The organism is Actinoplanes sp. NPDC026619 (genome assembly GCF_040638295.1).
Lineage (GTDB): Bacteria > Actinomycetota > Actinomycetes > Mycobacteriales > Micromonosporaceae > Actinoplanes.
The window spans coordinates 118,966-144,762 of record NZ_JBEZYA010000001.1 but is presented as its reverse complement, the minus strand read 5'-3'; the positions used below and the strand labels follow the sequence as shown (position 1 = coordinate 144,762).

Here is a 25,797-nt window from a genome sequence, read left to right as displayed (position 1 = left end):
GGATCAGCCCAGGTAGGACGGGCGGATGGACGGCGGGATCGGACCCTTGTTGCGCCGCCCCTGGCCGGTCTCCTCCCAGGCGTGCGCGAGGATCCCGACGCTGCGGCTGAGCACGAACAGACCCCGGGCTAGCGGCGCCGGGAAACCGAGCTCGGCGTAGATCACCGCGGTGGCGCCGTCGATGTTCATCGGCACCGGGGCGAGCGCCGCCTCGACCGCCAGCGCCGCCCGCAGGTGGGCGCCCGGCACCACCCCTTCGGACACGGCTTTCCCGACCAGGCCCAGCAGCGGATCGCGGCGCGGATCCCGGGTGTGGAAGCGGTGCCCGAACCCGGGCAGGTAGCGGATTCCGCGGGCCCGCCAGGCGGCGACGGTCGCGGCGGCCGACCCGGAGGCCACCACCTCGTCGAGCAGCTGGACGCACTCCTGGCCGGCCCCGCCGTGCGAGTCGCCGAGCGTGTTGATCGCGCTGGCCATGGCGTTGTTGAGCCCGACGCCGCAGGTCGCGGTCATCCGGGCGACTGCGATCGACGGCGCGTGCGGCCCGTGGTCGACACCGGCGACGAGCGCCGCCTCGAGCAGCGCCGCCTGCGCGTCGGTGGGGCGGGAGCCGCGGAGCATGAACCAGATCATCGGGCCGAATCCGAGGGCGCCGATGAGCTCCTGCACGGGGGTGCCGCGCAGCTCGATGCGATTGGGTTCGACGCGGGACACGGCCGTGCCCCACCAGTCCGCGACCGCCGAGTCAGTCATGGCGAGACCATAACCCCGGTCCGCACTGTGGTCCATAGGTGCCACACAGCGGATGGTTGCGCATCGATGAGCGTGGTCCTTATATTGAGCCGGACCTTACAGCGGACCGCTCGGTCCGCCTGGTGGACCTGAAGGGCGGCCTTCATGGCGAAACTTCCCCGGCGCGCCATTCTCGGCGCGGCCGCCACGGCGGCGGCCACCGCCGCGACCGCGGGCATCGGCGGTGAGGCGGCCGAGGCGGCGCAAAAAGGCACGGCACATCAAGGCACCGAGCCGACCACGAAACAGCCGGTCACCACGAACATCCCGCGGGGTCTGGAGGACTACTTCGACCCGTACTACAACGTCATCCGCGGTCCGGTGCCCGCGTCGTACCACCCGTGGGTCAGCAACCGGCAGGACCGGATCCTGCTCTACACGCGCACCGCCGGCCCGCGGCACGCGCACCTCGGCCCCGCCCTGCCGGCCGGGCTGAACCCGGTGCTGACCGCCGCGCACGTCCTGCAGAACGCGATCATCACGTGGATGGCCGAGGTCGGCGTGGGCGTGGACTGGACCGAGGACGTCACCCAGATGCCCGGCATCGGCAGCACCTACAAGGCGGTCGTCTTCGGCAGCACCAGCCGGGACTCGCTGTGGAAACACGGCACGGCGGTCCAGCCGGCGTCCGCGGTCAACACCACCACCGGCGCGCACCTCGACGCGGCCAAGACGGCGCTGCGGCAGTACATGCGGGCGGGCGGCGGCTTCGCCGGCATCCACAACGCCATCGGCGGCACCGAATACAACTGGCCCTACTACGAAGGGCTCTGCGGCGGTACGCAGTACTACGACCACGGCGCGCTGCAGAACGGCACCGTCGTCACCTACACCAAGGACCAGGGACTTCCGCCACGCTGGGAGTTCAAGGACGAGTGGTACAACTGGATGCCCTTCCCGGGCCGGGTGAAGTGGCTGCTGGGCGTCGACGAGTCGACCCTCGCCACCAAGTCGGCCACGCACCCCGGCCACGGCAAGTTCCACCCGCTGTCCTGGTGCCAGTACTACGACGGCGGCCGGTCCTGGGTCACCGCGCTCGGCCATGACTCGGCCGCCTGGACCGACGGCTCCGGCTACGTCGGGCAGGCCTTCTTCAAGAAGCACATCGTCAACGGGATCCTGTCCGCCATGGGCAAGCTCCCGTTCCCCAGCTGAGGCGGCAATGTGGAACGACGGAAATTCCTGGCCGGCGCGGCCGGAGTAGTCGGGGCGACAGCGGTCGGGGCGCCCGCGAACGCAACAACGAAGCAACCGTTCGGCAAGCCCGGTAAGGACTTTCCCAAGGTCTGTGGCGATCTCGGCAACACCAACCACTCCGACCTGAGCCGGATCAACAAGCGGACGGTGCAGAAGCTCGGCGGGGCGTGGCACGTCAACCTCGAGGGCGGCAGCACCAGCCAGCCGCAGCAGAGCACCGCCGTGGTCCAGGACGGCGTCCTCTACGTGCAGACCACGCAGCAGAACGTGTTCGCGGTCGACGGCCGCACCGGCGCGATCAAGTGGAAGACCAACCTCGGCAGCAAGACCACCAACATGCGCGGCGTCGCCCTGGGTGAGGGCAAGGTCTTTTCCACCTCAGGATCAAATATTGTGTACGGGCTGGATCAGCGCACCGGCGCGGTCGTCTGGCAGAAAGCCCTGATCACCGCGGACGAGGGTGGCTCGGACAGCGGTTGCGACCCGGGCAACGGCCAGTGCGGCGGCCTGACCGGAACCCTGGCCGGCGCCGTCGTCTACCACGACGGCCTCGTCTACGTCGGCATGCAGGGCAGCACCGGCGGCGCCCGCGGCCGGGCGTACGCGCTGACCGCCGCCACCGGCGAGATCGCCTGGACGTTCTGGTCGGCGCCCGGCCCGGGCGAGTTCGGCCACGACACCTGGGCCGGCGACTCGTGGAAGACCGGCGGCGCGGTGCCGTGGATCCACCCGGCGATCGACCCGGAGCTCGGCCTCGTCTACTGGACGTTCAGCGGCCCCTACCCGCGCACCGACGGCTCGTCGCGGGCCGGCGACAACCTGTTCGCGAACTCGATCGTCGCGCTGGACGCGAAGACCGGCCGGCGGCGCTGGCACTTCCAGTCCGTGCACCACGACATCTGGGACATGGACAACGTGATGGCCCCGGTCCTGATCGACCTGGTCGTCGACCGCAGGCACCGCAAGGCGGTCGTCTACGGCAGCAAGGTCGGCATGTACTACATCCTCGACCGGCGCACCGGCGAGGCGATCCACGGCATGCAGGAACGGGAAGTTCCCCAGGACGTACGCCAGAAGACCGCGCCCACCCAGCCGTTCCCCGGCGGCGAGCCGTTCGTGCCGCAGGAACCGCGGATCGACAAGGCGACCCGGCCGGTGCCGTTCTACGAGACCGGCGGCCTCTACACCCCGCACTGGGACCGGCCGGTGATCATCTTCCCGGGCGCGGGCGGCGGCGCGGACTGGGCGCACCTCTCCTTCAACCCGTACACCGGCTGGATCTATGTTGGTTATGGGTTGATCAACTCGGGTTATTCGAACGCCCGGGACGGCCGGGTCAACACGTCCCGGCCGCTGGGCGAGTATTTCGCCGGTGGCATCGCGGCGGTCGATCCGGTCACCAACAAGCCGGTCTGGACCAGGGACGGGGAATGGTCGCTCGCCCACGGCAACGGCATTCTCACCACGGCCGGGCGGGTCATGTTCCAGGGCGGCCCGGATGGCCTGCTGCACGCGATGGACGACACCGACGGCGACGTGCTCTGGAGTTTCCAGACCGGCGCCGGGGTGCATACCAGCCCGATTTCGTACGAGGTAGCGGGCGAGCAGTACATCGCGGTTCTCGCCGGCGGAAACGGGCTGCCCTACCCGGACATCCCGCGCGGCGACCATCTGTGGGCGTTCAAGCTCGGCGGCACTGTCGCGCCGGCCGCCACGCCGGTGCCGCCGTCGAAACGCAACGACGTCCGGGCCGCACCGGTCACCGGCACCACCGTGACCATCGGCCGGGTCTGGAATGCCACCACCGGCTCGCCCGGCGCCACCGAGAACCTGGTCGCGCAGAACGCGATGTCGCCGCAGCACCTCGCGATCCCGGTGGGCGCGACCGTGACCTTCGTGAACCCGGCCGGCAACGCCTCCGCGCACGCCGCCGTGTCGTTTTTCGACGACGAGTTCGACACCGGCGTGCTCATGCCGGGCACGTCGTACACGCACACCTTCAGCACGCCCGGCACGTACTTCTACAACGACGCCATCTACCCCCAGAACACCGGCAAGATCGTCGTTTCATGAGAGGGAGATCGATGAAGAAGACCTGGACCAAGCCGAAGACCGAATGCCTCGAATCAAGAGCAGAGGTCTCCGCGTACGCCGGGGTCGGCCAGCCATGGCGCAAGCCTCGCTGAGCCGGGCCGAGTTCGAGGCCGCGCTGCGCGCACTGGCGCCGCGCTACTGGGACCGCCACCCGTTCCACCGGCGACTGCACGCCGGCGATTGCACGCCCGGAGAGGTGCGGTCGTGGGTCGCGAACCGGTGGTACTACCAGCAGATCCTGGCGCGCAAGAACGCGGCGGTCATCGCGAACTGCCCGCTGCCGGATGTCCGGCGACGGTGGCTGGAGCGGGTCACCTTCCACGACGGCGCCCGCGACGGCGAGGGCGGCCGGGCCGACTGGCTCGTCCTCGCCGACGCGGTCGGCCTGGCCCGCGAGGAGTTGCTGGACGAACGGCACGTCGCCCGCGGCACCCGCTTCGCCGTCGACGGCTACCTGCACTTCTGCCTGCACCGGCCGTGGCTCGAGGCGGTCGCGGCCGCGCTGACCGAACTGTTCTCGCCGGAGTTGATGGCAGCCCGGGTCCTCGCGTGGCGCCGCCACTACGACTGGATCAAGCCCGAGGGGTACGCGTACTTCGAGAACCGGATCCCGGTGGTGCGCGGCGACGCGGCGTACACCCTCGATCTGGTTTTGACCCTGTGCCGGACCGCCGATGAGCAGCAGGCGGCGGTCCGGGCCCTCGCGTTCAAATGTGACGTGCTGGGCGCAATGCTTGATGCGATCGACTATCAGGGTGGTGTCGCGTGAGGCCGGGCCTGGCCAAGGGGGTGCGGCTGGTGCACGACCCGGTCCGCGCGGCCGACGCCCTGCTCTACCCGGAGGGCACGCTGATCCTCACCGGCCCGGCGCCGGACGTGGTGCGCGCCTGCGACGGCCGTCTCGACGTCGCGGGCATCGTCGCCGCGCTCGAGCAGAGTTACGACGACGTGCCCGCCGGCGACGTCGTGGATCTTCTCGAGGAGTTGACCGCTCAGCGCCTGCTGACCGACGGCGGCCGGCCCGCGACCGGTCACACCTGCGCCGGATCGCTCGCCGAGACCGAGACCGGGACCGAGACCGAGACCGGGACCGGGCTGCCGATCGGCATGGTTGCCGAGCTGACCTATCGCTGCCCGCTGCGCTGTGGTTACTGCTCCAACCCGGTGCAGATCGACCCGGTTCGCGACGAGCTGGCCACGGGGGAGTGGACGGACGTCCTCGACCAGGCGCGGGCGCTCGGCGTGCTGCAGGTGCACTTCAGCGGCGGCGAGCCGGTCCTGCGCCCGGACCTGGCCGATCTGGTCGGGCACGCCCGCGAGCTGGGCATGTACACGAACCTGATCACCAGCGGGGTCGGGCTCTCGGCCGGCCGCCTGAACCGGCTCGGCACGGCCGGCATCGACCACGTGCAGCTGTCGGTGCAGCACGCCGACACCCCGGCCGCGGACGCAATCGCCGGGCTGCGCGCCCACGAGCGGAAGATCGCGGCGGCCGGCCTGATCCGCCGGGCGGACCTGCCACTGACCATCAACGTGGTGCTGCACGCGGCCAACGTCGACCGGCTCGCCGACATCGCCGCATTCGCGGCCGATCTCGGCGCCGACCGCCTGGAGCTGGCACACACCCAGTACTACGGCTGGGGGCTGCGCAACCGCGCCGCCCTGATGCCCACCACCGGCCAGGTGCTACGGGCGGCGACGGCCGCGGCCGAGGTGTACGACCGCTACGGCGACGTCATGGAGATCGTCTACGTGGAACCGGACCATCACACCGGCCGCCCGAAGCCGTGCATGAACGGCTGGGGCAGCCGCCAGCTCGCGGTGTCGCCGACCGGCGTGGTCCTGCCCTGCCTGGCCGCCCAGCAGCTGCCCGGCCCACCGCCGCCGAACGTCCGGCAGCAGGATCTGGCCGAGATCTGGCACCGATCCGAACTGTTCAACCGCTTCCGTGGCACCGCCTGGATGCCGTCGCCGTGCCGAACCTGTGACCTGCGTGAGGTGGATTTCGGCGGCTGCCGCTGCCAGGCCTTCCAGCTCACCGGCGACGCTGCCGCCACCGACCCGGCCTGCGCCCTGTCCCCGCACCACGGCATGCTCGCCGGCGCGGGCGCCGCGCGGCCGGCGATCGTCCCGCGGCGCTACCGGTGAGGGTCCGGGTTCTCGGCAGCGCGGCCGGCGGCGGCGCTCCCCAGTGGAACTGCGCCTGTGCCGTCTGCGCGAGCGCGACCAGCGATCGCACCCAGGACACCGTGGCGGTCAGCGGGGACGGCATCGCCTGGTATCTGATCAACGCGGGGCCGGACATCCGTACGCAGATCCTGCGGACGCCGGAGCTGAGAGCCGGACCCGGGTTGAGGCAGACGCCGCTTCGCGGCGTTCTGCTGACCACCGCCGAGCTCGACCACACGCTCGGCCTGCTCTGCCTGCGCGAGGCCGTCCGGCTCAGCGTCTATGCCACGCCCGCGGTCGGCGCGGCGCTGGCGGCCGCCTTCCCGTTGCGCCCGATGCTCGCGCAGTACACCGACCTGGAGTGGCTCGAGCTGCCTGCCGAACTCGAGCTGGACGGCGGCCTGCGGGTCCGCCGGCTCACGGTGGGCTCGAAGCGGCCCCGGTATGCCGGGACCGCTCGGCTGCCTGCCGATTCCGGGCAGGAGTGGGTGTCGGCGCTGCGTCTGACGGACGCGCGCAGCGGTTCGTCGTTCGTTCATGCCACCTGTCTGCCGGCCTGGACCGACGCGTTCGACGCCTTCGTCGACGGAGCGGACGAGGTGCTGCTCGACGGCACGTTCGCGACCGGGGACGAATTCCCCGGCGCGCGCCGGATGGGGCACCTGCCGATGACCGAGTCCCGGCCGCACCTGGCCCGCCACCCCCACACCCGGTTTCGGTTCGGCCATCTCAACAACACCAATCCGTCCACCGGGGACGACATCGTGGCGGACGGCCAGGAGATCTTGCACGGCTGAGAAAACGACCCTCTTGACTTTCCCTGTTTCTGACTCAATAACTAACGTACTGGTTCGTACAAAGAATCGGGAGGCAGCCGTGACCGGCGAGCGCTGTCTGGTGGGCCTGATCGGGGCCGGCATCGGGACGTCGATGAGCCCGGCCCTGCACGAGCGCGAGGCCGACCGGCAGCAGGTCCGCTACCTCTACCAGATCATCGACCTGGACACCCGGGGCCTGGCCGCCGGCGACGTCGGCGAGCTGCTGGCCGCCGCCCGCCGGCTGGGATTCCGTGGGCTGAACATCACCCATCCCTGCAAACAGGAGGTGGTCGAATACCTCGACGAGCTCGCACCCGAGGCCGCCGAGCTGGGCGCGGTCAACACGGTCGTCTTCGACGGTGGCCGGGCGATCGGGCACAACACCGACCGGTACGGGTTCTTCGCCGGGCTGGCCCGCGCGCTTCCCGGCCTGGTCCCGCGTCACGTCGTGCAGCTCGGGGCCGGCGGCGCCGGTCTGGCCGTGGCCTCCGCTCTGGTCGCGGCGGGCACGAGACGGCTGACCGTGGCCGACCTCGACGCCGGGCGGGCGCGGCGGCTGGCCGAGGCGATGGCCGGGCACCAGGGCGTGATCGTCGAGACCGTTCCGCCGGAGGAGGCGCGCGAGCGGCTGGCCGAGGCCGACGGCCTGGTCAATGCCACCCCGATCGGGATGGAGGGTCATCCGGGCTCGCCGATCCCGGCCGGATATCTGCGGCCCGACCTGTGGGTGGCCGACGTCATCTACCGCCCGCTGGAGACCGAGCTGCTGCGGGCGGCGCGGCAGAAAGGCTGCCGGGTGGCCGACGGCGGCGGGATGGTGGTCTATCAGGCGGCCGCGTCGTTCCGGCTGTTCACCGGGCGGCAGGCCGACGAGGACCGGATGTTCAGCGACTTCCGGGAACTGGCCGGGGACGGCCGGCATGGCTAGCCCGCCAGCGGTCGATCAGCTCGGGCAGCTCGGCGTTGTGCTCGCCGAGGCCGGGCGGCGGGGTGGGCGGCGGCAGCGGCTCCCCGTCGAAGAGCACGCCGGCGCCGGTGACCTGCAGCGTGCCGTCGCCGGCCGGGAAGGGCAGCTCGGTGACGAAACCACGCCCGGTCACCTGTTCGGCGGCAACGGCCTGGGCGACGGTGAGGATGCGTGCCGCCGGAACGCCGGCCGCCGACAGGATGTGCTCCCACTCCGCGGCCGTGCGCCGGCGCAGGGCATCGTTGAGCTCCTTGTTGATCTCGCGGCGGTGCAGCTTCCGCGCCTCCCGGTCGGCGAAGTCCGGGTGGGTGATGAGATCGGGGCGCTCGACGAGCCGGCACAGCGTCTCGAACTGTTCCTGACGGTTGGCCGCGATGTTCAGCGGCCCGTCCGCGGTCTCGAACGTGCCGGACGGGGCGGCGGTCGCGTTCTGGTCCCCCATCGGTTCCGGCTCGACCCCGCTGACCAGGTAGTTGGAGACGGTCCAGCCCATCGCCGACAGCGACGCCTCCAGCATGGACACGTCGAGGAACCGGCCGCGGCCGTCGTGCCGGCGGCCGGCCAGGGCGGCGGTGACGGCCAGGGCGGCGCTGAGGCCGCCCACCGTGTCGGCGACCGGGAAACCGACCCGCTGCGGGGCGGTGTCCGGTGTGCCGGTGACGCTCATCATCCCGGAGAGACCCTGGATGATCTGGTCGTAGGCAGGTGCCTGACTCATCGGGCCACGCTGGCCGAACCCGCTGATCGCGCAGTAGATGAGCCCGGGGTTGAGCGTGCGCAGCCGCTCCCAGCCGAAGCCGATCCGCTCCAGCACGCCCGCCCGGTAGTTCTCGACCAGCACGTCGGCGTGCGTGACGAGCTCGGCGAACGTGCCCGGATCCGCCTTCAGGTCCAGCTCGATGCTCTTCTTGCCGGAGTTCTGCGCCAGGAAGGAGGCGCCGAGCCGGGCCCGGTTCAGCGCGACGTCCGGGCCGAGCTGCCGGGCCAGGTCGCCCCGGCCGGGCACCTCGATCTTGACGACCTCGGCGCCGAGCAGCATCAGGTGATAGGTGCAGTAGGGCCCGGCGAGAACGTTGGTCAGGTCGAGGACGCGGACGCCGTCGAGCGGGCGGTCGGGCATGCGATCTCCTTCTGCTCAGAACCCCAGCGGATGGTCGAACCCCCGCTCGTTCATCTGCTTGGCGGCGCTGAGCAGAGCATCGGCGAAGGACGCGACCCGGTCGTCGGTGAAGCGGACGGTGGGGCCGCTCAGGGTCAGCGCCGCCACCACGGTGCCGGAGCGGCCCAGCAGCGGGACGGCCACCGCGGACAGACCCGTCTCGCGTTCGCCGTGGCTCACCGCGTACCCCTGCTGGGTTGCCTCTTCGATCCATTCCTGCATGCGCTCGAGGTGCTCGTCGCCGAAGGGCGACGAGCGCGCGATGCGCTCCAGCAGAGGCGGCGGCGCGTTGCGCAGCAGCACCTTCGCCGAGGCGCCGGCCCACAGCGGCAACTCGTCGCCGACCTGGACGACGTGCCGCAGCGGCTGCGGGCTCTCCTGCTGAGCGATGCAGACCCGGACGATGTCGCGGGCCACGTAGACGTTGACCGTCTCCCGCTCCCGCGACGCGAGCTCGCGCATCAGCCGCTGGGTCTCGGGCGGCAGTTCCCAGCTGCGCCGGGCCAGGTGGGCCCAGCGCCACAGACCGGGCCCGGCCATGTAACCGGAGGGGGTCGCCCACAGCAGGCCGCTCTGTTCGAGGGTCTGCACGATGCGGATGACGGTGGTCTTGGCCAGCCCGGTCGCGTTGACGATGTCGCGCACCGCGATCAGCGGCTGCTCCTCGCTCAGCAGCGACAGGATGTCCAGGGCGCGCTGGATGCTGCGCACGCCTTGGGTGTCGGGCGTCTCCGTCGATGGCACGGCGGCTCACTCTCCTCGGTGTCTGGGACACCCAGATTCTGCCGCCCCGGCGGCGGCTTCATCGGCTCGTAACTTTTCGACCTTCGCCTATTGCCTTCGCCCGGCGGCCAACCGTACGTTACACCCGAGTCCACACAGTGGTCCAGAAGACGAAATTCAGTCCATCTAGCGGACCTTGGAGGTGAAGATGCTCGACACGATCCCCGCCCTGCTCGGTGGCAAATGGATCAGCGATGGACCGGCGGAAGACCGAATCGGACCATTTACCCGTACGGTCGTCAGCCGCGCCCGTGTCGCCGGGCCGGACGACGCACGTCTTGCCGCCGAGCACGCCAAAGCGTTCGCCCGCACGATCGCCCGCCTCGCCCCGGCCACCCGGGCCGCGATTCTCGACCGCGCCGCCGTCCTGGCCGCCGAGCGCCGCGACGACATCGCCCGGCTGATCGCCCTCGAGCTCGGCAAGCCGGTCAAGGACGGCCGCGGTGAGCTCGACCGGGTGGCCGACACGTTCGCGGTGTGCGCGGCCGAGGCGCGGCGGATCGGCGGCGACGTGCTCCCGGTCGCCGGCTGGGAGCGCGGCATCGGCAACACCGCGCTCACCTACCGCGCGCCGGCCGGCGTCGCCCTCGCGATCACCCCGTTCAACGCCCCGGCCAACCTGCTCGCCCACAAGCTCGGCGCGTCGTTCGCGGCCGGCAACACCACCATCGTCAAGGCGCCGCCGCAGGCGCCCGCCGTCTCGGCCGCCGTCGTCGCGTTGCTGCTCGACGCGGGCGCGCCGGTCGAAGCGGTGCAGCTGCTGCACGGCGGCGGAGAGGTCGGCGCCGCGCTGTGTGCCGCGCCCGAGGTCGCGGTGATCAGCTTCACCGGCAGCGCGTCAACCGGCGAAGCGGTCGCGCGGGCGGCCGGGGCCAAGCGGCTCGTGCTCGAGCTGGGCGGCAACGCGGCGACGATCGTCTGCTCCGATGCGGACATCGCACTCGCGGCGAGGGTCTGTGCCCGCACCGGCTACACGAACTCGGGGCAGAGTTGCATCTCGGTCCAGCGCATCTACGTCGCGCGGGATCGCTTCGCGGACTTCGTCGACCTGCTCACGGCCGAGGTCGGTGCGTTGAAGGTCGGTGATCCGCTCGATCCGGCCACCGACGTCGGCTCGATGGTCGACGAGCAGGCCGCCGCACGCGTGCTGGACTGGGCCGTCGCGGCGGTCGGCGGGGGCGCCCGGATCACCGTCGGTGGCACCCGGGACGGCGCCACCCTGGCCCCGACCGTGGTCGCCGATCCGCCGGCCGACGCCGACGTGGTCACCCGGGAGGTCTTCGGCGCGCTGGTCACGGTGCTGCCGTTCGACGACTTCGACGCGGTCCTGGAGACCTGCAACGGCAGCCGGTTCGGGCTGCAGGCCGGGCTGTTCACCCGCGACGCCGGCCGCATCTTCCAGGCCTGGCGGGAGCTGGAGGTGGGCGGCCTGATCGTCAACGGCTCGTCGAACTTCCGGCTCGACCACGTTCCGTTCGGCGGGGTGAAGGACTCCGGCTTCGGCCGCGAGTCGCCCGGCCCGATGGTCGAGGACTACACGGTCGTCAAGACGCTGATCCTGCGAGGCATGTCGATCTGGGGAGAGAACTGATGGCCACCGCCGCCGACGCGCTCGTCGCGCAGCTCGTTTCCTACGGCGTCGAACACATCTTCGGGACCTGCGGGCACACCAACATCGCGCTGCTCGACGCGATCGGCCGCAGCCCCATCGAGTTCGTGATCGCCCGGCACGAGCAGACCGCCGCGCACGCCGCCGACGGCTATGCCCGGGCGACCGGCAAACCCGGCGTCGTCCTGCTGCATGTCGGGCCGGGAATGATGAACGCGGTGACCGGCGTGGCCACGGCCGCGCTCGACTCGGTGCCGCTGATCGCGATCTCCGGCGACATTCCGTCCTACATGTACGGGCGGCACCCGCACCAGGAAGTCAATCTGCACGCCGACGCCGATCAGACGGCGATCTACCGCCCGTTCGTCAAGCGCGCGTGGCACGTGCACCGGGCGGAGGACCTGGCCCGGTTCACCGAGCGCGCGTTCTGGACCGCGACGTCGGGGCGCCCGGGTGCGGTGCTGCTCAACGTGCCGATGGACCTGTTCTCCCGGCCCGCGGCCGACGCAGCGGCATATCCGCTTCCGGAATCCGCCACCGCACCGGATCTGTCCGACGTGGACGCCGGGCGGATCGCCGCGGCGCTGCTGGCCGCGGAGCGGCCGCTGATCTACCTGGGCGGCGGCCTCGGCGACCGGGCCGCTCTGCGGGCGCTGGCCGAGCACCTCGACATCCCGGTGGCCCACTCCCTCATGGCCAAGGGCGCGCTTCCCGACGACCACCCCCTCGTGCTGGGCATGACCGGCTTCTGGGGACTGGAGTTCACCAACGCCTACGCCCGCGACGCCGACCTCGTGCTGGCGATCGGCACCCGCTTCGCGGAGACCGACGCGAGCTCGTGGAACCCGGACTACACCTGGCGCTTCCCGCCCAGCCGGCTGATCCAGATCGACATCGACCCGGCCGAGATCGGCCGCAACTATCCGGTGGAGATCGGGGTGGTCGCCGACGCCGGCCTGGCGGTCCGGAAGATCCTGGCGGCGGTGCAGGAGCGCCGGCCGGACGGCATCGGCCGCCCGCAACTCCGGGAACAGATCGGCAAGGTCCGGCGGAAGCTGTTCGCGGACAGCGCCGAACGCGGGCGCAGCGACAACTTCCCGCTGCGCCCCGAGCGGATCCTCGCCGACGTCCGGGCCGCGCTGCCGCCGGACGCCGTGCTGGTCACCGACGTGGGCTGGAACAAGAACGGCGTGGCCCAGTGCTATCCGCTGCCGGCCGAGGGCCGCTTCATCACCCCGGGCGGCGCGTCCACGATGGGCTTCGGCCCGGCCGCCGCACTCGGCGTGCAGATCGCCCAGCCCGGCCGGGTGGTGGTCGCACTGATCGGCGACGGCGGGATGAGCGCGCAGCTGCCGGCGTTGCCGATGGCGGTCGAGCAGGGCCTGCCGGTGATCTTCCTGGTGATGAACAACCGGGCCCACGGCACCATCTCCGACCTGCAGTCGAGTTTCTTCGGCCGCAGTTACGGCTGCGACTTCACCGATCCGGACGGGCAGCCGTACAGCCCGGACTTCGCCGCCCTGGGCCGAGCCTGTGGCGCCGACGGATATCTGATCGCCGAACCGGGCGAGCTCACCACCGCCCTCAAGACGGCCGTCGACCGCCGCCGACCCGCGGTGATCGACGTTCCGATGGTCAACGAACCGGTCCCGACCCCCGGCCATTGGAACATCAAGGACATTTACCAAGGCATATTCCTGGATTAGAGGTGACCCGCTCATGCTCCGACGCGCCACCGTCATCGTCCTCGCCGCCGCACTTGCCGCAGCCGGGTGCAGTGCCCCGGGCTCCGGCGACGACAAAAAGGAGACCGACTCCGGACCCATCAAGATCGCCCTGGTCGACGCCCAGAGCGGGCAGCTCAGCTCGCTCGGCGCGTGGGAGCTCAAGGGCGCCAAGCTCGCTGTCGACGAGTGGAACGCGGCCGGCGGCATCAACGGCCGGCAGGTCCAGCTCGACGTGTTCGACGACCAGGGCGACCCGACCACCGGCACCAACCTGGCCCGCAAGATCGACAGTGCGGGCTACCTCGCGATGCTCGGCACCGCCGAGAGCGCGGTGACCATCGCGATGGCGCCCACCCTGAAGACCGCGGAGATCCCGAACATCACGTCCGGCCAGTCACCGGGCCTGGTCGCGGCGGGCAGCGAGTTCCTGTTCCTCAACGGGCCGACCAGCACCACCTACGACGAGACGCTGGCCAAATACATCGTCGACCAGCAGGGCATCAAGAACATCGCGACGATCACCAACAACGGCTCGTACGGCAAGGGTGAGCACGACGCGTTCACCAAGGCCCTCAAGAGCCGCAGCGTCACCCCGGTCGCCGACCAGGTCGTCACCACCGACCAGAAGGACTTCAGCGCGGCGCTCACCACGATCCGGCAGAAGAACCCGCAACTGATCTTCCTGGGCGCGGAGGAGGTCGAGTCCGGCCTGATCGTCAAGCAGGCACGTGACCTCGGCATCACGGTCCCGTTCGCCGGCGCCGCCCCGCAGGGCACGCCGGTCTTCCTGAACACGGCCGGCGCGACGAACGCCGAGGGCACCATCGTCAGCTCGCCCTACCTGAGCAACGACGTCAGCGAGGCCTCGAAGAAGTTCGCGGCGGCCTACAAGGCGAAATACAACGAGGACGCCGAACTGCACGGCGCCAAGGCGTACGACGGGGCGCAGATCCTGCTCACCGCGCTCAAGAGCAGCAACGTCGCCACCGGCAAGGCCCTCGCCGACGCCATCCGCGGCACCAAGTACGAGGGACTGCTCGGCAGCTTCGCCTTCGACCAGACCGGCGTCGGGATCTTCGCCACCTCGATCGGCACGATCAAGGACGGCAAGCTCGTGGCGGCAGCAGGCTGATGCAGGTCTTCTTCCAGACCGTCATCGGCGGGATCAGCCTCGGCGCCATCTATGCCCTGGTGGCGCTGGGGTTCTCGCTGGTCTACCGCACCATGGGCCTGGTCAACTTCGCGCACGGCAACGTGGTCACCGTCGGCGCCTACCTGGCGTCGACCTTCTACCTGAGCTCCAAGCTGCCGTTCGCCCTGGCCATGCTGGTGGCGATCGGGGTGACCGCGGCGATCGGCCTGGTCATCGAGCGGGTCCTGCGGCCGCTCGAGAACCGCGACTTCGACCTCATGCTGATCGGCACGATCGGGTTCGGCATCGTCCTGGACGCCCTCGTCATCATGATCTGGGGCGCCACCGGCCGGGCGGTTCCCTCACCCGTGCCGTCCGCGCCGATCGATCTGTTCGGCGTGCGCATCCGGACGTACGACCTGGTCGTGCTGGCCATCGCGGCGGTCGCGACGGTCCTGCTGGTGCTGTTCCTGTCGCGCACCAAGCGGGGCGCCGCGATGCAGGCGGTGGCGATGGACCACGAGGCAGCCACCGCCGTCGGCATCCACGTCGGGCGCAGCAACGCGATCGCTTTCATGATCGGCGCCGGCCTGGCCGCCCTCGCGGGTGGCCTGGTCGGGCCGCTGCTCTACGTCAATCCCGCGCTGGGCGGGGCGCTCGGCATCAAGGGGTTCGCGGCGGCGATCCTCGGCGGCTTCGGCAGCATCCCCGGCGCGATCGTCGGCGGCCTCGCCATCGGCGTGCTCGACTCGTTCACCGCCGGGCATTTCCAGGGCTACTCGGAGCTGGTCACGTTCCTGGTGTTCACGGTGATCATCATGATCCGGCCGACCGGAGTCTTCGGCGAGAGGACGGTGAACCGCGCATGAGGCTCAAGGTTGTGATGATCGGTTTGCTTGCGGTCGCGGCCTGGCTTCTGCCGTACGGCCTGGATTCGTACGCCATCCATGTGGTGAATGTGATTCTGATCTTCGCTGTTCTCGCCATCGGACTCGGCCTGTGCATGGGGGTGGGCGGTCAGGTCAACCTGGCGCAGGTGGCGTTCTTCGGGGTCGGCGCCTACGCGACCGCGATCCTCACCACCAAGGCGGGCTGGGGTTTCTGGATCTCGGCCCTGCTGGCAATCGGCGCCACCGCCGCGATCGGCCTGCTCGTCGGCACTCCGGCGCTGCGGGTGCAGTCGCACTACCTCGGCATCGTCACCCTCGGCCTGGCCCTGGCCTTCACCAACTGGGTCACCAACGCCCAGGTCGCCGGCGGCGCTGAGGGCATCTCCGCCATCCCGGTCCCGTCGTTCCCCGGCGTCGACCTGTCCAACGAGTACCTCTTCTACTACCTCGAACTGATCGTCGTCGCGGCCGGCCTCGCATTCGGACTGTTCGTGGTGCGCACCGCCCTCGGCCGCCGGATGCGGGCCATGCGCGACGATGCACTCGCCGCCGGGGCGCTCGGCGTCGAGGTGCCGATGCTGCGGATGACGGCGTTCCTGCTGGCCAGCGTGTACGGCGGGGTCGCCGGCGTGCTCTACGCCGGCCTGATCCGCTACGTGGCGCCGGAGTCGTTCTCGATCGCCAACATGTTCCTGCTGCTGGCCATGGTGATCATCGGTGGCCGGCAGAGCCTGATCGGCTGCGTCGCCGGCGCGATCGGCCTCTATCTCGTCCGCGAACTGCTGTCCGATCACCCGACGGTGGCCCAGATCGCGTACGGCGCCGTGGTCGTTCTTGTCGTGGTCTTCGCCCCGACCGGCCTGGCCGGTCTGCCCCAGCGGGTGCGCCGGCTCGTCCGGCGCGGACCGGGAAGTGCCGGGCAACTGCAACCCTTCCGGCCGTACGAGCCGGGCAGCGCCCCCACCCCCGGCGCCCTCCTCGAGATCAGCGGCATCACCATGCAGTTCCGCGGGCTGCGGGCCCTCGACGATGTCTCCCTCGGCGTCGACGCGGGCGAGATCCGGGGCATCGTCGGCCCCAACGGATCGGGCAAGACGACGCTGTTCAACGTGATCAGCGGCCTCTACCGGCCGACCGCCGGCCGGGTCCGGTTCGCCGGCGCGGACGTCACGAACCGGCGGCCGTACCGGTTGTCCGCGGCCGGCATGTCCCGCACCTTCCAGAACCTGCGGCTCTTCGGCGACCTGACCGTCCGGGAGAACGTGCTGGTCGCGCTCGACCGCTCGCGGACCCGCTCGATCTGGCGCTACCTCGCCGCCCCGCTGTCGGTGCTGCACCGCGACCGCGACCTGCGCCGCCGCGCCGACGAGGTGCTCGATCGTTACGGCCTGACCGGCTTCGCCGGGGTGGCGCCGCGCTCGTTGCCCTACGGCATCCAGCGGCGGGTCGAGATCGCGCGCGCGGTCGCGGCCGGCCCGTCCCTGCTGCTGCTCGACGAACCGGCCGCCGGCCTCAACGGCGAGGAGGTCCGGCAGCTCAGCCAGATCGTCCGGTCCATTCGCGACAGCGGCATCACGGTTGTCGTCATCGAGCACAACATGGGCCTGGTCATGTCGTTGTGCGAACGCATCACGGTGCTGGCCGGCGGCAAGGTCATCGCCGAGGGCCGGCCGGCCGAGGTGGCCCGGAACCCGGCCGTCATCGAGGCCTACCTCGGCGACTCGATGAACACCGACGACATGCCACCGATCAAGGAGGCCCTGAGGTGACCGTTCAAGGAGGCCCCGAGGTGACCGCTCAAGGAGGCGCCGGCGGCTCCGCGGTGGCTGCGGAGCTCGTGGTCGAAGGGCTGACCGTCCACTACGGAGGCGTCTGCGCCGTCCGGGATCTCAGCTTCGTCGTGCCGGCCGGTGAGGCGATCGGCGTGATCGGGGCCAACGGCGCCGGCAAGACATCGACCCTCAAGGCGGTGATGGGGCTGATCCCGCGCCGGATCACGACGCTGCGTTTCGGCGACATCGACCTGAGCCGGGTCGGCGCGCGGGACATGGTGCGGCACGGCATCGGCTACGTGCCCGAGGGCCGGCATGTCTTCGCCGGGCTCCCGGTGGAGAAGAACCTGCTGCTCGGCGCCTACGCGCGGAAGTGGAACGCGGAAACCAGGGCGACGCTCGCCGAGGTCTACGAGCTGTTCCCGGTGCTCGGCGAGATGCGGCAACGGCTGGCCGGGGCGCTCTCCGGCGGGCAGCAGCAGATGCTCGCCATCGGTCGCGCGCTGATGTCCAAGCCCCGCCTGTTGCTGCTCGACGAGCCGTCGATGGGCCTGTCGCCGAAGCTGGTCGAGGACATCCTCGCGGTGCTGCTGCGGCTCCGCGGCGAGGGGCTCAGCCTGCTGCTGGTCGAGCAGAACGCGAAGCTGACGTTCGAGGCGACCAGCAGCTGCCTGGTCGTCGAGAACGGCTCGGTGGCGATGCGCGACACGTCGGCGAAGCTGCGGCACGACCCGCAGGTCCGGCGCATCTACCTCGGCCTGTGATGCTGCCCCGACCCGTTACGCAGCTCGGCACCCCGCTGCGGGTCGGGCGGCACGAACTGCGCAACCGGGTGGTCAGCCCGCCGATGGAGCGCAACTACGGCACGCCCGACGGGCGGGTCACCGAGCGGTACGTCGCCTACCTGCGGGCCCGCGCCGCCGGCGGGGCCGCGCTCGTCTTCACCGAGGCGACCTATGTGCGCGCCGACGGGCGCGGGCGGGCGCGGCAGCTCGGCGCGCACGCCGACCACGTGGTGCCCGGCCTGCGCCGCCTCGCCGGCGAGGTGCATCGGGCCGGCGCGCTGCTCGGCGTCGAGCTCAACCACGCCGGCCGGGTCGCCGACCCGGCCGTCTCCGGCTTCCAGCCGGTGGCGCCCTCGCCGGTGCCGTTCCGCGGCCACCGGCCGATTCCCTTGGAGACGGCCGAGGTGGCGTCGCTCGCCCGGGCGTTCGGGGCGGCGGCCGGGCGGTGCGCGGCGTCCGGCGTCGACGTGCTGGAACTGCACGCTGCCCACGGCTACCTGATCCATCAGTTCCTGTCGCCGCGCACCAACCACCGCCGGGACCGCTACGCCGACCCGGTGGCGTTCCTGGGCGAGGTCCTTCGCGAGATCCGCCGGGCCGCTCCGTCCACGACGCTGTTCCTGCGGCTGTCCGCGTTCGAGGCAGTGGCCGGCGGCCTCGGCGCCGGCGAGACACTCGACCTGACCAAACGCATGCCGCTCGACCTCGTCGACGCGCTGGACATCTCGGCCGGCTGCTACGAGGCCGGGGAGTGGATCGTCCAGCCGGGCGAGATGGAGCGCGGCGTGCTCGCGCCGTACGCGGCCCGCTATCGCGAGTTCGGCAAGCCGGTCTGCGTGGCCGGGCGGATCTCGACCGCCTCGGTCGCGGAGGAGATTCTGCGGTCCGGCGCCGCTGATCTCGTGGCCGTCGGCCGGGCCCAGCACGCCGACCCGGCCTGGACGAACACCGTCCTGGCCGGAGGCGCGCCGCGCCCGTGCATCGCCTGCAACCAGGGCTGCATCGACGTGCTGCACACCCAGCTCCCGATCTGGTGCGTGACCAACCCGGGCACCGGTCACGAAGACTCGGGCGACGAACGGTCGGTGCCCCGGCGGGTGCTTGTCGTGGGCGCCGGGGTGGCCGGGCTGGAGGCGGCCCGCACTGCCGCTCTCGCCGGCCATGCGGTGACCGTGCTGGAGGGATCCGCCGCGATCGGCGGTCAGTTCCGGCTGGCCGCGGGGCTGGCGAGCAAGCCGGAGTTCGGCCGCCTCCTCGACTGGTACGGCCTCGAGATGTCCCGCCTCGGCGTCGACCTGCGCCTGTCCACCCCGGCGGACGCCGGAATGGTGGCGCGGCACGATCCGGATCTGCTCGTCGTGGCCGTCGGCGGTTCGGGGCGGCGCCCGCCGGTTCCGGGCATCGACCGGCCGCGTGTCGTGGATCTGCGTGCCTGGCTGGGCCGGCCGGCGAGGTCCGGTGACGCGGACACGATCATCGTCTGGGGCGCCGACCGGGCCGGGCTGGCGGTGGCCGACGCGGCCGCCTCGGCCGGGCGGCGGGTGCTGCTCCTCGGCGCGGAGCGGTCGCCGGCGCCCGAGGCCGGACCACGGGAGAAGGGTCTGATGCTGCGGCGGCTGACCGAGAATCCGGCGGTCGAGATCCGGCTCGGCGTCACGCTCGAGGCCATCGAGGACGACCGGCTGCTGATCGGCCATGTGGGTCTGCGGGAGTGGACCCCGGTGACCGGGCCGGTGATCGTCTCGCAGGGCACCGAGCCGCGGCCGTTCGATCCGGGCGGCGATCGGCCGGCGATCGTGGTGGGGGAGGCCGGATTCGCCACGTCGGCCGCCGAGGCGATCCGGCAGGGCGCGGCGGTCAGTCCTTGAGGCGCTGCGCGCGGTGGGCGGCCATCCGGACCGGGTCGTCGGCGAAGCCGTTACCGCGGCTGCCTCGAGCTTGTCCGCCGGCGAGCCGGAGAGACGGACGGTCGCAATGGCATGTCGCCACCCCTTTTGTACGAACTGGTTCGTTCACTTTAAGGTGCTGCACATGGATACACCACGGGTACGGGACCCCGAGCGGACCCGGGCGGAGATCATGGCGGTCGCCACCCACGAATTCGCCGATCAGGGGTACGCCGGCGCCCGGGTCGACGACATCGCGGCCAAGACCCGCACCACCAAGCGGATGATCTACTACTACTTCGGCGGCAAGGAGGGCCTTTACCTGGCCGTGCTGGAGCAGGCGTACCGGCACATCCGCTCGCTGGAGCAGCAGCTCGACGTCGACCACCTGGAACCGGTCGACGCGCTCCGCAAACTGGCCGAGCTGACGTTCGACCACCACGAGTCCCACCAGGACTTCGTCCGGCTGGTCTCGATCGAGAACATCCACTACGCCGAGCACCTGCAACGCTCGGCGTCGCGCGAGGCCTTCGCGGCCCCCGCGCTGGAGGTGCTCACCTGCATCATGGAGCGAGGCCGGGCGGCGGGTGTCTTCCGTGATGACCTGGACGCTCTCGACGTACACATGGTCATTTCGGCTTTTTGTGTCTTCCGCGGCGCCAACCGCTACACGTTCCGCGCCATCTTCGACCGCGACCTGCTCGACCCGCGGCTGCGCGACCACCTGCGCCGGATGATCGGCGACCTGGTCGTCGCCCACCTCACCGCGCGCTAGGAATGAAGGTATGCCGACTGTCTTCCTCACCGGCGCGACCGACGGCCTCGGCCGCGCGCTGGCGCACCGCCTCGCCGCGGACGGCGCCGATCTGATCCTGCACGGCCGCTCCCAGCAGCGCCTCGACGAGCTCGCGGCCGAGCTGGGCGGAACGGGCGGGCTGGGTGGCAAGCCGGCCACCGTGCTGGCCGATCTGGCCGACCTCGCCCAGGTGCGCAAGCTCGCCGCCGACGTGCGCGCGGCCACCGGCCGCCTGGACGTGTTCGTGAGCAACGCCGGGGTCGGTTCCGGCGAGCCGGACGGGCGCGAGCGCCGCACCAGCGCCGACGGTTACGAGCTGCGCTTCGCGGTGAACTACCTGGCCGGCTTCCTGCTCACCGAGGAACTGCTGCCACTGCTGCGCGGCTCGGCGCCGGCCCGGATCGTCTACGTGGCGTCGCTCGGCCAGGCCCCGCTCGACTTCGACGACCTGCAACTGACGAAAAACTACAACGGCACGAGGGCGTACGGGCAGAGCAAGCTCGCCCAGATCATGTCGGGATTCGAGCTGGCCGCCCGCCTGCCCGCCGCCGAGGTGACGGTGAACAGCCTGCACCCGGCCACCTACATGCCGACCAAAATGGTGCTCCAGGAGATCGGCCACCAGGTCGACGACCTGTCCACCGGCGTGGAGGCGGTCCGCCGGCTGGCGCTCGACCCGGCCCTGACCGGCGTGACCGGCCGCTTCTTCGACCGTCAGCGCGAGACCCGGCCGAACCCGCAGGCCGCCGACCCGTCCGCCCAGGCCCGCCTGCGAGCGGCCAGCCTCACACTCGTCGGGTGACCCGGAGCGCCCGGTCGAGGTCGTCGGCGGGGAACGGCGTGCGTTTGCTGCCGGTCAACAGCTCGCGGTAGAAGCCGCCGATGACGGTGGCGACGGGCCGGTGCCGGGCGACGATGCGCGCCGCCGACCGCGGGAGCCCGCGGTCCCGGATGTGCCCGAGGCTGTCCGCCCACGGGATGTCGAGCAGGTTGCTCAGCAGCCATTGGGTCAGGTGGGTGGCCGTGTAACCGCGGTCGTAGTCGCGATGCCGGCGCACGAAGGCGGACTCGGCCGCGGTGAGGTCGAAGCCGGTGTGGACGGCCAGGCCGAAGTCCGCGAAGTAGAGGCGGCGCCCATCGGTCAGCAGGTTGAGGAAGTGCGCGTCGAAATGCAGCAGACCCTGCGTGCGCATGAACTCGACCCCCTCCTGCAGGGCGCGATCCACGATTTCGTACGCCTCCCCGTCGGGTTGCGCCCGCAGCCAGGCGTCCACCGTCTGCGGAATGTGCTCCATGAACAGCACCACGGCGGCCGACGCGCTGCTGATCGCCTCCAGCCGGGCCCGGACCGCGTCGTTCCCCTCCCAGTGCGCCACCCAGCGTTCCCGCTCGTCCGGGTCCGCCGGTTGCGGTGCCTGCGGCAGCACGCGCCGGTGGTAGAGCAGGGGGAAGCCGTCGAAGCGCTGCTCCAGCACCCATCGGGTGGTCATGGTGTGCACGGCGACCTCGCGCCAGGCGCCGAACCCGGCCGACCCGATGCCGTACTGATAGAACAGCGGAAGTCCGAACAGGTTCGCGGTGGATCCGACGTTGTCCGGCTGCCGTTCCCGGTCGGTCAGCGGCACCCGCTTCACGAAGACCGGCACGCCCCCGACGTCGATGCTCGACGTGGTCCCGCCGAAGCCGACGGTGGGCGACGCGGTCTCATCGAGCAGCGCGATGACGGCGGAGTCGTCGAGTGCCGCCAGCCTCTCCGACACGGCTGAATGGCGGGCCACCCGGTCGGCCCAGTCTTGTCGTTCCGCGGTGGACGGCATCGCGGTCGTCTACGCCTCGCGCCAGGCTGCGGCGCAGACCTCTATCCACGTTATGAGGTCGGGGACGGCGTCGATGGTGAGAAGCGAGTACGGCGGGCAGCCGGGCAGCGGCGTCACGCCGTCGAACGCGTGGTCCGGCGCGAACAGCAGGAGCCGGCCGTCCTTGCGGTGGGCCAGGGTCAGGTTGCCGTTGGCCTCCACGGCCGCGGCGTAGTAGTCGCCGGCGTCGATCGGGACCTCCAGGCCGTCGTTGGCCCAGATCCACCCGTAGTCGATGAGGAAATTCGCGACTTCCAGCCGTACGGCATCGATCGTCAGCACTTGATCCTGATTTTCCCACCAGGTCGTCGGCGCGCCGAACGTCTCGATGAGGCCACCGCAGACCTGCCAGAAGGCCTGGTGGGCGTCGGTGACCGCGTCGTCGCCGGCCTCCCGGGGCGGGCGGCAGAGCCAGCCGCGCCGGTCGTCCGCCGGGCCCCAGGCCAGCAGCTCGTAATCCTCGCCGGCGACCGAGACCGGGGTCAGCGTGGCCGACCGGAGCAGCTCGGACAGCTCGGGAAGGGCCGCGATCGGCGCCCGCGTCCAGGGCGCCGGCGCACCCGTCACGGCGGTCTGCCCGTCCTCGAGGAACCACGTGACCTCGGCGCAGAACTGCTCCCAGTCGCTCATCGCCGCGATGATGCCACAACGCATCGACCCTCAGCGGCACGCCGGCGCCTGAATCAGGGCAGCGGACGGGCGGCGAGATTGTCGACGAGGCCGTCGACGCCGCGCAGGAAGGTCTCGCAGATCAGTGCCGGGTCGAAGAGGCAGCCGGCCGCCATGGCGCCGTCGCGGAGCATGACGAAGTGCCGTGCGGCGGGCTCGGCCGCGGACTCCTGAATGCCGGCCAGCAACGTGTTGACCGTCTCGAGAAACCACTGCCGATGCGCAAGAACAGCCTGGTGTACGGGGTGGGCCGGATCCGGGTATTCCGCCACGGCGTTCAGGAAGGCGCATCCACGGAAACCGGGGGACTGGATGCCCTGGGCGATCGACGCCGCCACGGCTCGCAGGGCGTCGGGGGCCGGCATGCCGGTCCCGAGCGCCGCGTCGACCTGGCCGCGAATCGCCTGGTCGGCAGCCTGCAGATAGGCGAGGACGAGATCCTCTTTGCCGGGGAAGTGCCGGTAGAAGGTGGCTCGGGTCACCTTCGCCTCGGCGATGATGCGGTCGACGCCGACGGCATGGATGCCCTCCGCGTAGAAGATCTGGGCTGCCGTGGTGAGCAGCCGGATTCGCGCCTCGGACGTTTCGCCGCGTGCCATGAGCCCAATATAGCAGATAGAACGTTCTGTCTTGACAGGCGGCGGCCGGACCGTCATCGTTGGCCGAGACAGAACGTTCGTTCTTCCTGAAGTGAGGGCCACCATGACCACCGTTGCCGCACCCGGCATCTCGACGACGGCCTCCGCCCTGCGCCGGCTGTATTTCGTCCGCTTCGCGTTCGCCATCGTCTGGGCCCTCGTGATGTTCACGACCGCGGACCACCTCGGCCCGCTCGCCGCCGTCCTGCTCGTGGTCTACCCGCTGTTCGACGTGGCCGCCGCCGTCGTCGACGCCCGCGCCTCGCGCCGCACCGGCACGCCCGCCCTGCTCTACGCGAACATCGCGGTCAGCCTGATCGCCGCGGCCGGCCTGGCCGTCGCCGACGCGTCCGGCATCCCGGCGGTCCTGCGCGTCTGGGGCGCCTGGGCGGTCGTCGCCGGCCTGATCCAGCTGATCGTGGCAGTCACCCGCCGCAAGATGGGCGGGCAGTGGCCGATGATCATCAGTGGCGGCATCTCGGTGCTCGCCGGCGGCTCGTTCATCGCCGCCGCCTCCGCGGACGACCCGATGCTGACCAGCGCGATCGGTTACGCCATCCCCGGCGCCATCTTCTTCCTCATCTCGGCGATCCGGCTCGGCCGCGCGGCCCGTCTCTCCTCGGCCGAGGGCAACTGACATGCGGAACGTCACGTACGACGTGGTCGTCATCGGTGCCGGGCCGGTCGGGGCCACCGCCGACGAGCGGGCCGTGCCGCAGGTCGTCTTCACCGACCCGGAGATCGCCTCGGTCGGGCTGACCGCGGCCGCCGCGGCCGCCGCCGGACTGCGGACCCGGGTCGTCGACTACGACCTGGCCGCCGTCGCCGGCGTCACGTTCGCCGGCCCGGATGTCGCGGAGCTGCTGCACGCGGCCACGATCGCGGTTGCCGGCGAGGTTCCGCTGGACCGGCTGTGGCACGCCGTTCCCGCGTACCCGACCGTCAGCGAGGTCTGGCTGCGCCTGCTGGAGGCCTACGGCCACTGACCGTGCAGCAGTTGCCGGAGAGCCTCGCCGGCGGCGTGGAGTGCACGGGCGATGGCGTCACCGACGCGTCCCGAGGTGCCGGTCACCGCAGCCACCCAGACCACCGCAAAACTCCTGATCGCCGGCCGATGCCGCGGCGAATTGTAGGGTTCCTGTCAGGTTCTTGTGCAAGCGCAACTATCCGTTCCGCCTCAACCGTCTGAAGCAACAAGATCCACCGACGGCGAGGACGTACGCGATGAGAGCAAGCCGGACAGCAGCGGTCATGGTGGCGGTGCTGGCAGTGGTTGCCGGATGCGCCGGGAGCCACCGCGTGCCGGGAGGTGGCCAGGGCGCTGCCGCCGGCCGCGGGGAGTCCGCTCCGGCGCAGTCGCCCTCTACCGGGCCGGATGCGCGCGATGATTTGCCGGCGGCGCTCCGGCCGCGCGTTCCGCGGTTTCCGCCGCCGCCCGCGCCGGAGCCGGTGACACTGCCGGCGGACGGGACGGCCGGGTGGTTCAGCCGGATTCCCACCACCCAGAAGATCGCGTTCATCACGATCGACGACGGGTGGTCGAAGGACCCGCTCGCGCTGAAGCTCTTCCAGGCCGCGCACGTGCCGATCACCCTGTTCCTGGAGATCAACGCGATCAAGTCGGACCCGGGCTACTTCACGCCGCTGCAGCAGGCCGGCGCCGTGATCGAGGACCACACGATCAGCCACCCCAACCTCAAGGGCCGGTCGTACGCCTTCCAGCGGCACGAGATCTGCGGCGGCGCCGACCAGCTCGCCGCGTACTACGGCCGTCGCCCGGTGCTCTTCCGCCCGCCGGGCGGCACGCATGACGCCACCACGCTGCGGGTGGTGCACGACTGCGGCATGAAGGCGGCGTTCTTCTGGAAGGAGACGACCGACCACGGCAAGGTCTTCTTCCAGGAAGGGCACACGGTGCAGCCGGGCGACCTCATCCTGATGCACTTCCGCCCGCGCTTCGTCGACGACTTCCTGGCCGTGCTCAAGGCCGTCCACGACGCCGGCCTGACGCCCGCCCGGCTGCAGGACTACCTCCCCTGAGCGGTCTACCATCCAACG

At 71.1% G+C, this 25,797-nt stretch carries 24 protein-coding genes; 18 read left to right on the top strand and 6 right to left on the bottom strand.

Going from position 1 to position 25,797, the window contains the following annotated elements; genetic code table 11:
* Window positions 1-3 precede the first annotated feature (3 nt).
* Entirely contained in the window at window positions 4-753 is a 750-nt protein-coding gene (locus tag AB0E90_RS00745; RefSeq protein ID WP_360397492.1) for a citryl-CoA lyase, read from the bottom strand.
* Between the two features lie 144 nt (window positions 754-897).
* Between AB0E90_RS00745 and AB0E90_RS00740 the strand changes: the two genes are divergently transcribed.
* From AB0E90_RS00740 to AB0E90_RS00715, 6 genes are all read left to right on the top strand, one after another.
* Window positions 898-1,947, top strand: a complete 1,050-nt coding sequence (locus AB0E90_RS00740; RefSeq protein ID WP_360397490.1) for a ThuA domain-containing protein — start codon at window positions 898-900, stop codon at window positions 1,945-1,947.
* 9 nt (window positions 1,948-1,956) lie between these two features.
* Window positions 1,957-4,062, top strand: a complete 2,106-nt coding sequence (locus tag AB0E90_RS00735) for a PQQ-binding-like beta-propeller repeat protein (RefSeq protein ID WP_360397488.1) — start codon at window positions 1,957-1,959, stop codon at window positions 4,060-4,062.
* A 94-nt stretch (window positions 4,063-4,156) separates the two neighbouring features.
* Complete coding sequence (gene pqqC / locus AB0E90_RS00730) at window positions 4,157-4,852, top strand: pyrroloquinoline-quinone synthase PqqC (protein WP_360397486.1); 696 nt, start codon at window positions 4,157-4,159, stop codon at window positions 4,850-4,852.
* Window positions 4,849-6,231: a pyrroloquinoline quinone biosynthesis protein PqqE gene (gene pqqE, locus AB0E90_RS00725; protein WP_360397484.1), complete on the top strand. Its 1,383-nt coding sequence runs from the start codon at window positions 4,849-4,851 to the stop codon at window positions 6,229-6,231. Before pqqC ends, pqqE begins: the two co-directional genes overlap by 4 nt.
* Entirely contained in the window at window positions 6,228-7,049 is an 822-nt protein-coding gene (locus AB0E90_RS00720; RefSeq protein WP_360397482.1) for an MBL fold metallo-hydrolase, read from the top strand. The genes pqqE and AB0E90_RS00720 overlap by 4 nt, the downstream gene beginning before the upstream one ends.
* A gap of 79 nt (window positions 7,050-7,128) precedes the next feature.
* Entirely contained in the window at window positions 7,129-7,998 is an 870-nt protein-coding gene (locus AB0E90_RS00715; protein WP_360397480.1) for a shikimate dehydrogenase, read from the top strand.
* Here AB0E90_RS00715 and AB0E90_RS00710 read toward each other — a convergent pair.
* Together AB0E90_RS00710 and AB0E90_RS00705 are read right to left on the bottom strand one after the other, a co-directional pair.
* On the bottom strand, window positions 7,955-9,157 hold the full coding sequence (locus AB0E90_RS00710; RefSeq protein ID WP_360397478.1) for a CoA transferase: 1,203 nt from the start codon (window positions 9,155-9,157) through the stop codon (window positions 7,955-7,957). The genes AB0E90_RS00715 and AB0E90_RS00710 overlap by 44 nt on opposite strands.
* 15 nt (window positions 9,158-9,172) lie before the next feature.
* The gene (locus AB0E90_RS00705) at window positions 9,173-9,940 is read right to left on the bottom strand and encodes an IclR family transcriptional regulator (protein WP_360397476.1); all 768 of its coding nucleotides are present in this window, start codon (window positions 9,938-9,940) and stop codon (window positions 9,173-9,175) included.
* A 187-nt stretch (window positions 9,941-10,127) separates the two neighbouring features.
* Between AB0E90_RS00705 and AB0E90_RS00700 the strand changes: the two genes are divergently transcribed.
* The 9 genes from AB0E90_RS00700 to AB0E90_RS00660 all read left to right on the top strand — a co-directional run bounded on the left by AB0E90_RS00700 (window position 10,128) and on the right by AB0E90_RS00660 (window position 21,378).
* On the top strand, window positions 10,128-11,570 hold the full coding sequence (locus AB0E90_RS00700; protein ID WP_360397474.1) for an aldehyde dehydrogenase family protein: 1,443 nt from the start codon (window positions 10,128-10,130) through the stop codon (window positions 11,568-11,570).
* Window positions 11,570-13,294 carry a thiamine pyrophosphate-binding protein gene (locus tag AB0E90_RS00695; protein WP_360397472.1) on the top strand — a complete coding sequence of 575 codons (1,725 nt, stop codon included), beginning with the start codon at window positions 11,570-11,572 and terminating at the stop codon, window positions 13,292-13,294. Before AB0E90_RS00700 ends, AB0E90_RS00695 begins: the two co-directional genes overlap by 1 nt.
* 13 nt (window positions 13,295-13,307) lie before the next feature.
* The gene (locus tag AB0E90_RS00690) at window positions 13,308-14,447 is read left to right on the top strand and encodes an ABC transporter substrate-binding protein (protein ID WP_360397470.1); all 1,140 of its coding nucleotides are present in this window, start codon (window positions 13,308-13,310) and stop codon (window positions 14,445-14,447) included.
* Complete coding sequence (locus AB0E90_RS00685) at window positions 14,447-15,316, top strand: branched-chain amino acid ABC transporter permease (RefSeq protein WP_360397468.1); 870 nt, start codon at window positions 14,447-14,449, stop codon at window positions 15,314-15,316. Before AB0E90_RS00690 ends, AB0E90_RS00685 begins: the two co-directional genes overlap by 1 nt.
* Complete coding sequence (locus AB0E90_RS00680) at window positions 15,313-17,106, top strand: branched-chain amino acid ABC transporter ATP-binding protein/permease (protein WP_360397466.1); 1,794 nt, start codon at window positions 15,313-15,315, stop codon at window positions 17,104-17,106. Before AB0E90_RS00685 ends, AB0E90_RS00680 begins: the two co-directional genes overlap by 4 nt.
* Window positions 17,107-17,126: 20 nt before the next feature.
* Window positions 17,127-17,873, top strand: coding sequence for an ABC transporter ATP-binding protein (locus AB0E90_RS00675; RefSeq protein ID WP_360397464.1), 747 nt, complete (start codon window positions 17,127-17,129; stop codon window positions 17,871-17,873).
* The gene (locus tag AB0E90_RS00670; protein WP_360397462.1) at window positions 17,873-19,762 is read left to right on the top strand and encodes an FAD-dependent oxidoreductase; all 1,890 of its coding nucleotides are present in this window, start codon (window positions 17,873-17,875) and stop codon (window positions 19,760-19,762) included. The genes AB0E90_RS00675 and AB0E90_RS00670 overlap by 1 nt, the downstream gene beginning before the upstream one ends.
* Before the next feature lie 163 nt (window positions 19,763-19,925).
* Window positions 19,926-20,555: a TetR/AcrR family transcriptional regulator gene (locus tag AB0E90_RS00665; protein ID WP_360397461.1), complete on the top strand. Its 630-nt coding sequence runs from the start codon at window positions 19,926-19,928 to the stop codon at window positions 20,553-20,555.
* A 10-nt stretch (window positions 20,556-20,565) separates the two neighbouring features.
* On the top strand, window positions 20,566-21,378 hold the full coding sequence (locus AB0E90_RS00660; RefSeq protein WP_360397459.1) for an SDR family NAD(P)-dependent oxidoreductase: 813 nt from the start codon (window positions 20,566-20,568) through the stop codon (window positions 21,376-21,378).
* Here the strand turns inward: AB0E90_RS00660 and AB0E90_RS00655 are convergent.
* From AB0E90_RS00655 to AB0E90_RS00645, 3 genes are all read right to left on the bottom strand, one after another.
* On the bottom strand, window positions 21,362-22,336 hold the full coding sequence (locus AB0E90_RS00655; protein WP_360397457.1) for a serine/threonine protein phosphatase: 975 nt from the start codon (window positions 22,334-22,336) through the stop codon (window positions 21,362-21,364). The two genes, AB0E90_RS00660 and AB0E90_RS00655, sit on opposite strands and share 17 nt — an antisense overlap.
* Window positions 22,337-22,402: 66 nt before the next feature.
* Entirely contained in the window at window positions 22,403-23,062 is a 660-nt protein-coding gene (locus AB0E90_RS00650; RefSeq protein WP_360397455.1) for a hypothetical protein, read from the bottom strand.
* Between the two features lie 53 nt (window positions 23,063-23,115).
* Complete coding sequence (locus tag AB0E90_RS00645) at window positions 23,116-23,700, bottom strand: TetR/AcrR family transcriptional regulator (protein ID WP_360397453.1); 585 nt, start codon at window positions 23,698-23,700, stop codon at window positions 23,116-23,118.
* 103 nt (window positions 23,701-23,803) lie between these two features.
* On the opposite strand from AB0E90_RS00645, the gene AB0E90_RS00640 reads away from it, so the two are divergent.
* The 3 genes from AB0E90_RS00640 (at window position 23,804) to AB0E90_RS00630 (ending at window position 25,779) form a co-directional block, all read left to right on the top strand.
* Entirely contained in the window at window positions 23,804-24,376 is a 573-nt protein-coding gene (locus tag AB0E90_RS00640) for a hypothetical protein (RefSeq protein WP_360397451.1), read from the top strand.
* 1 nt (window position 24,377) lies between these two features.
* Window positions 24,378-24,725, top strand: a complete 348-nt coding sequence (locus AB0E90_RS00635; protein WP_360397449.1) for a hypothetical protein — start codon at window positions 24,378-24,380, stop codon at window positions 24,723-24,725.
* Between the two features lie 463 nt (window positions 24,726-25,188).
* Complete coding sequence (locus AB0E90_RS00630) at window positions 25,189-25,779, top strand: polysaccharide deacetylase family protein (RefSeq protein WP_360397447.1); 591 nt, start codon at window positions 25,189-25,191, stop codon at window positions 25,777-25,779.
* Window positions 25,780-25,797: the final 18 nt, after the last annotated feature.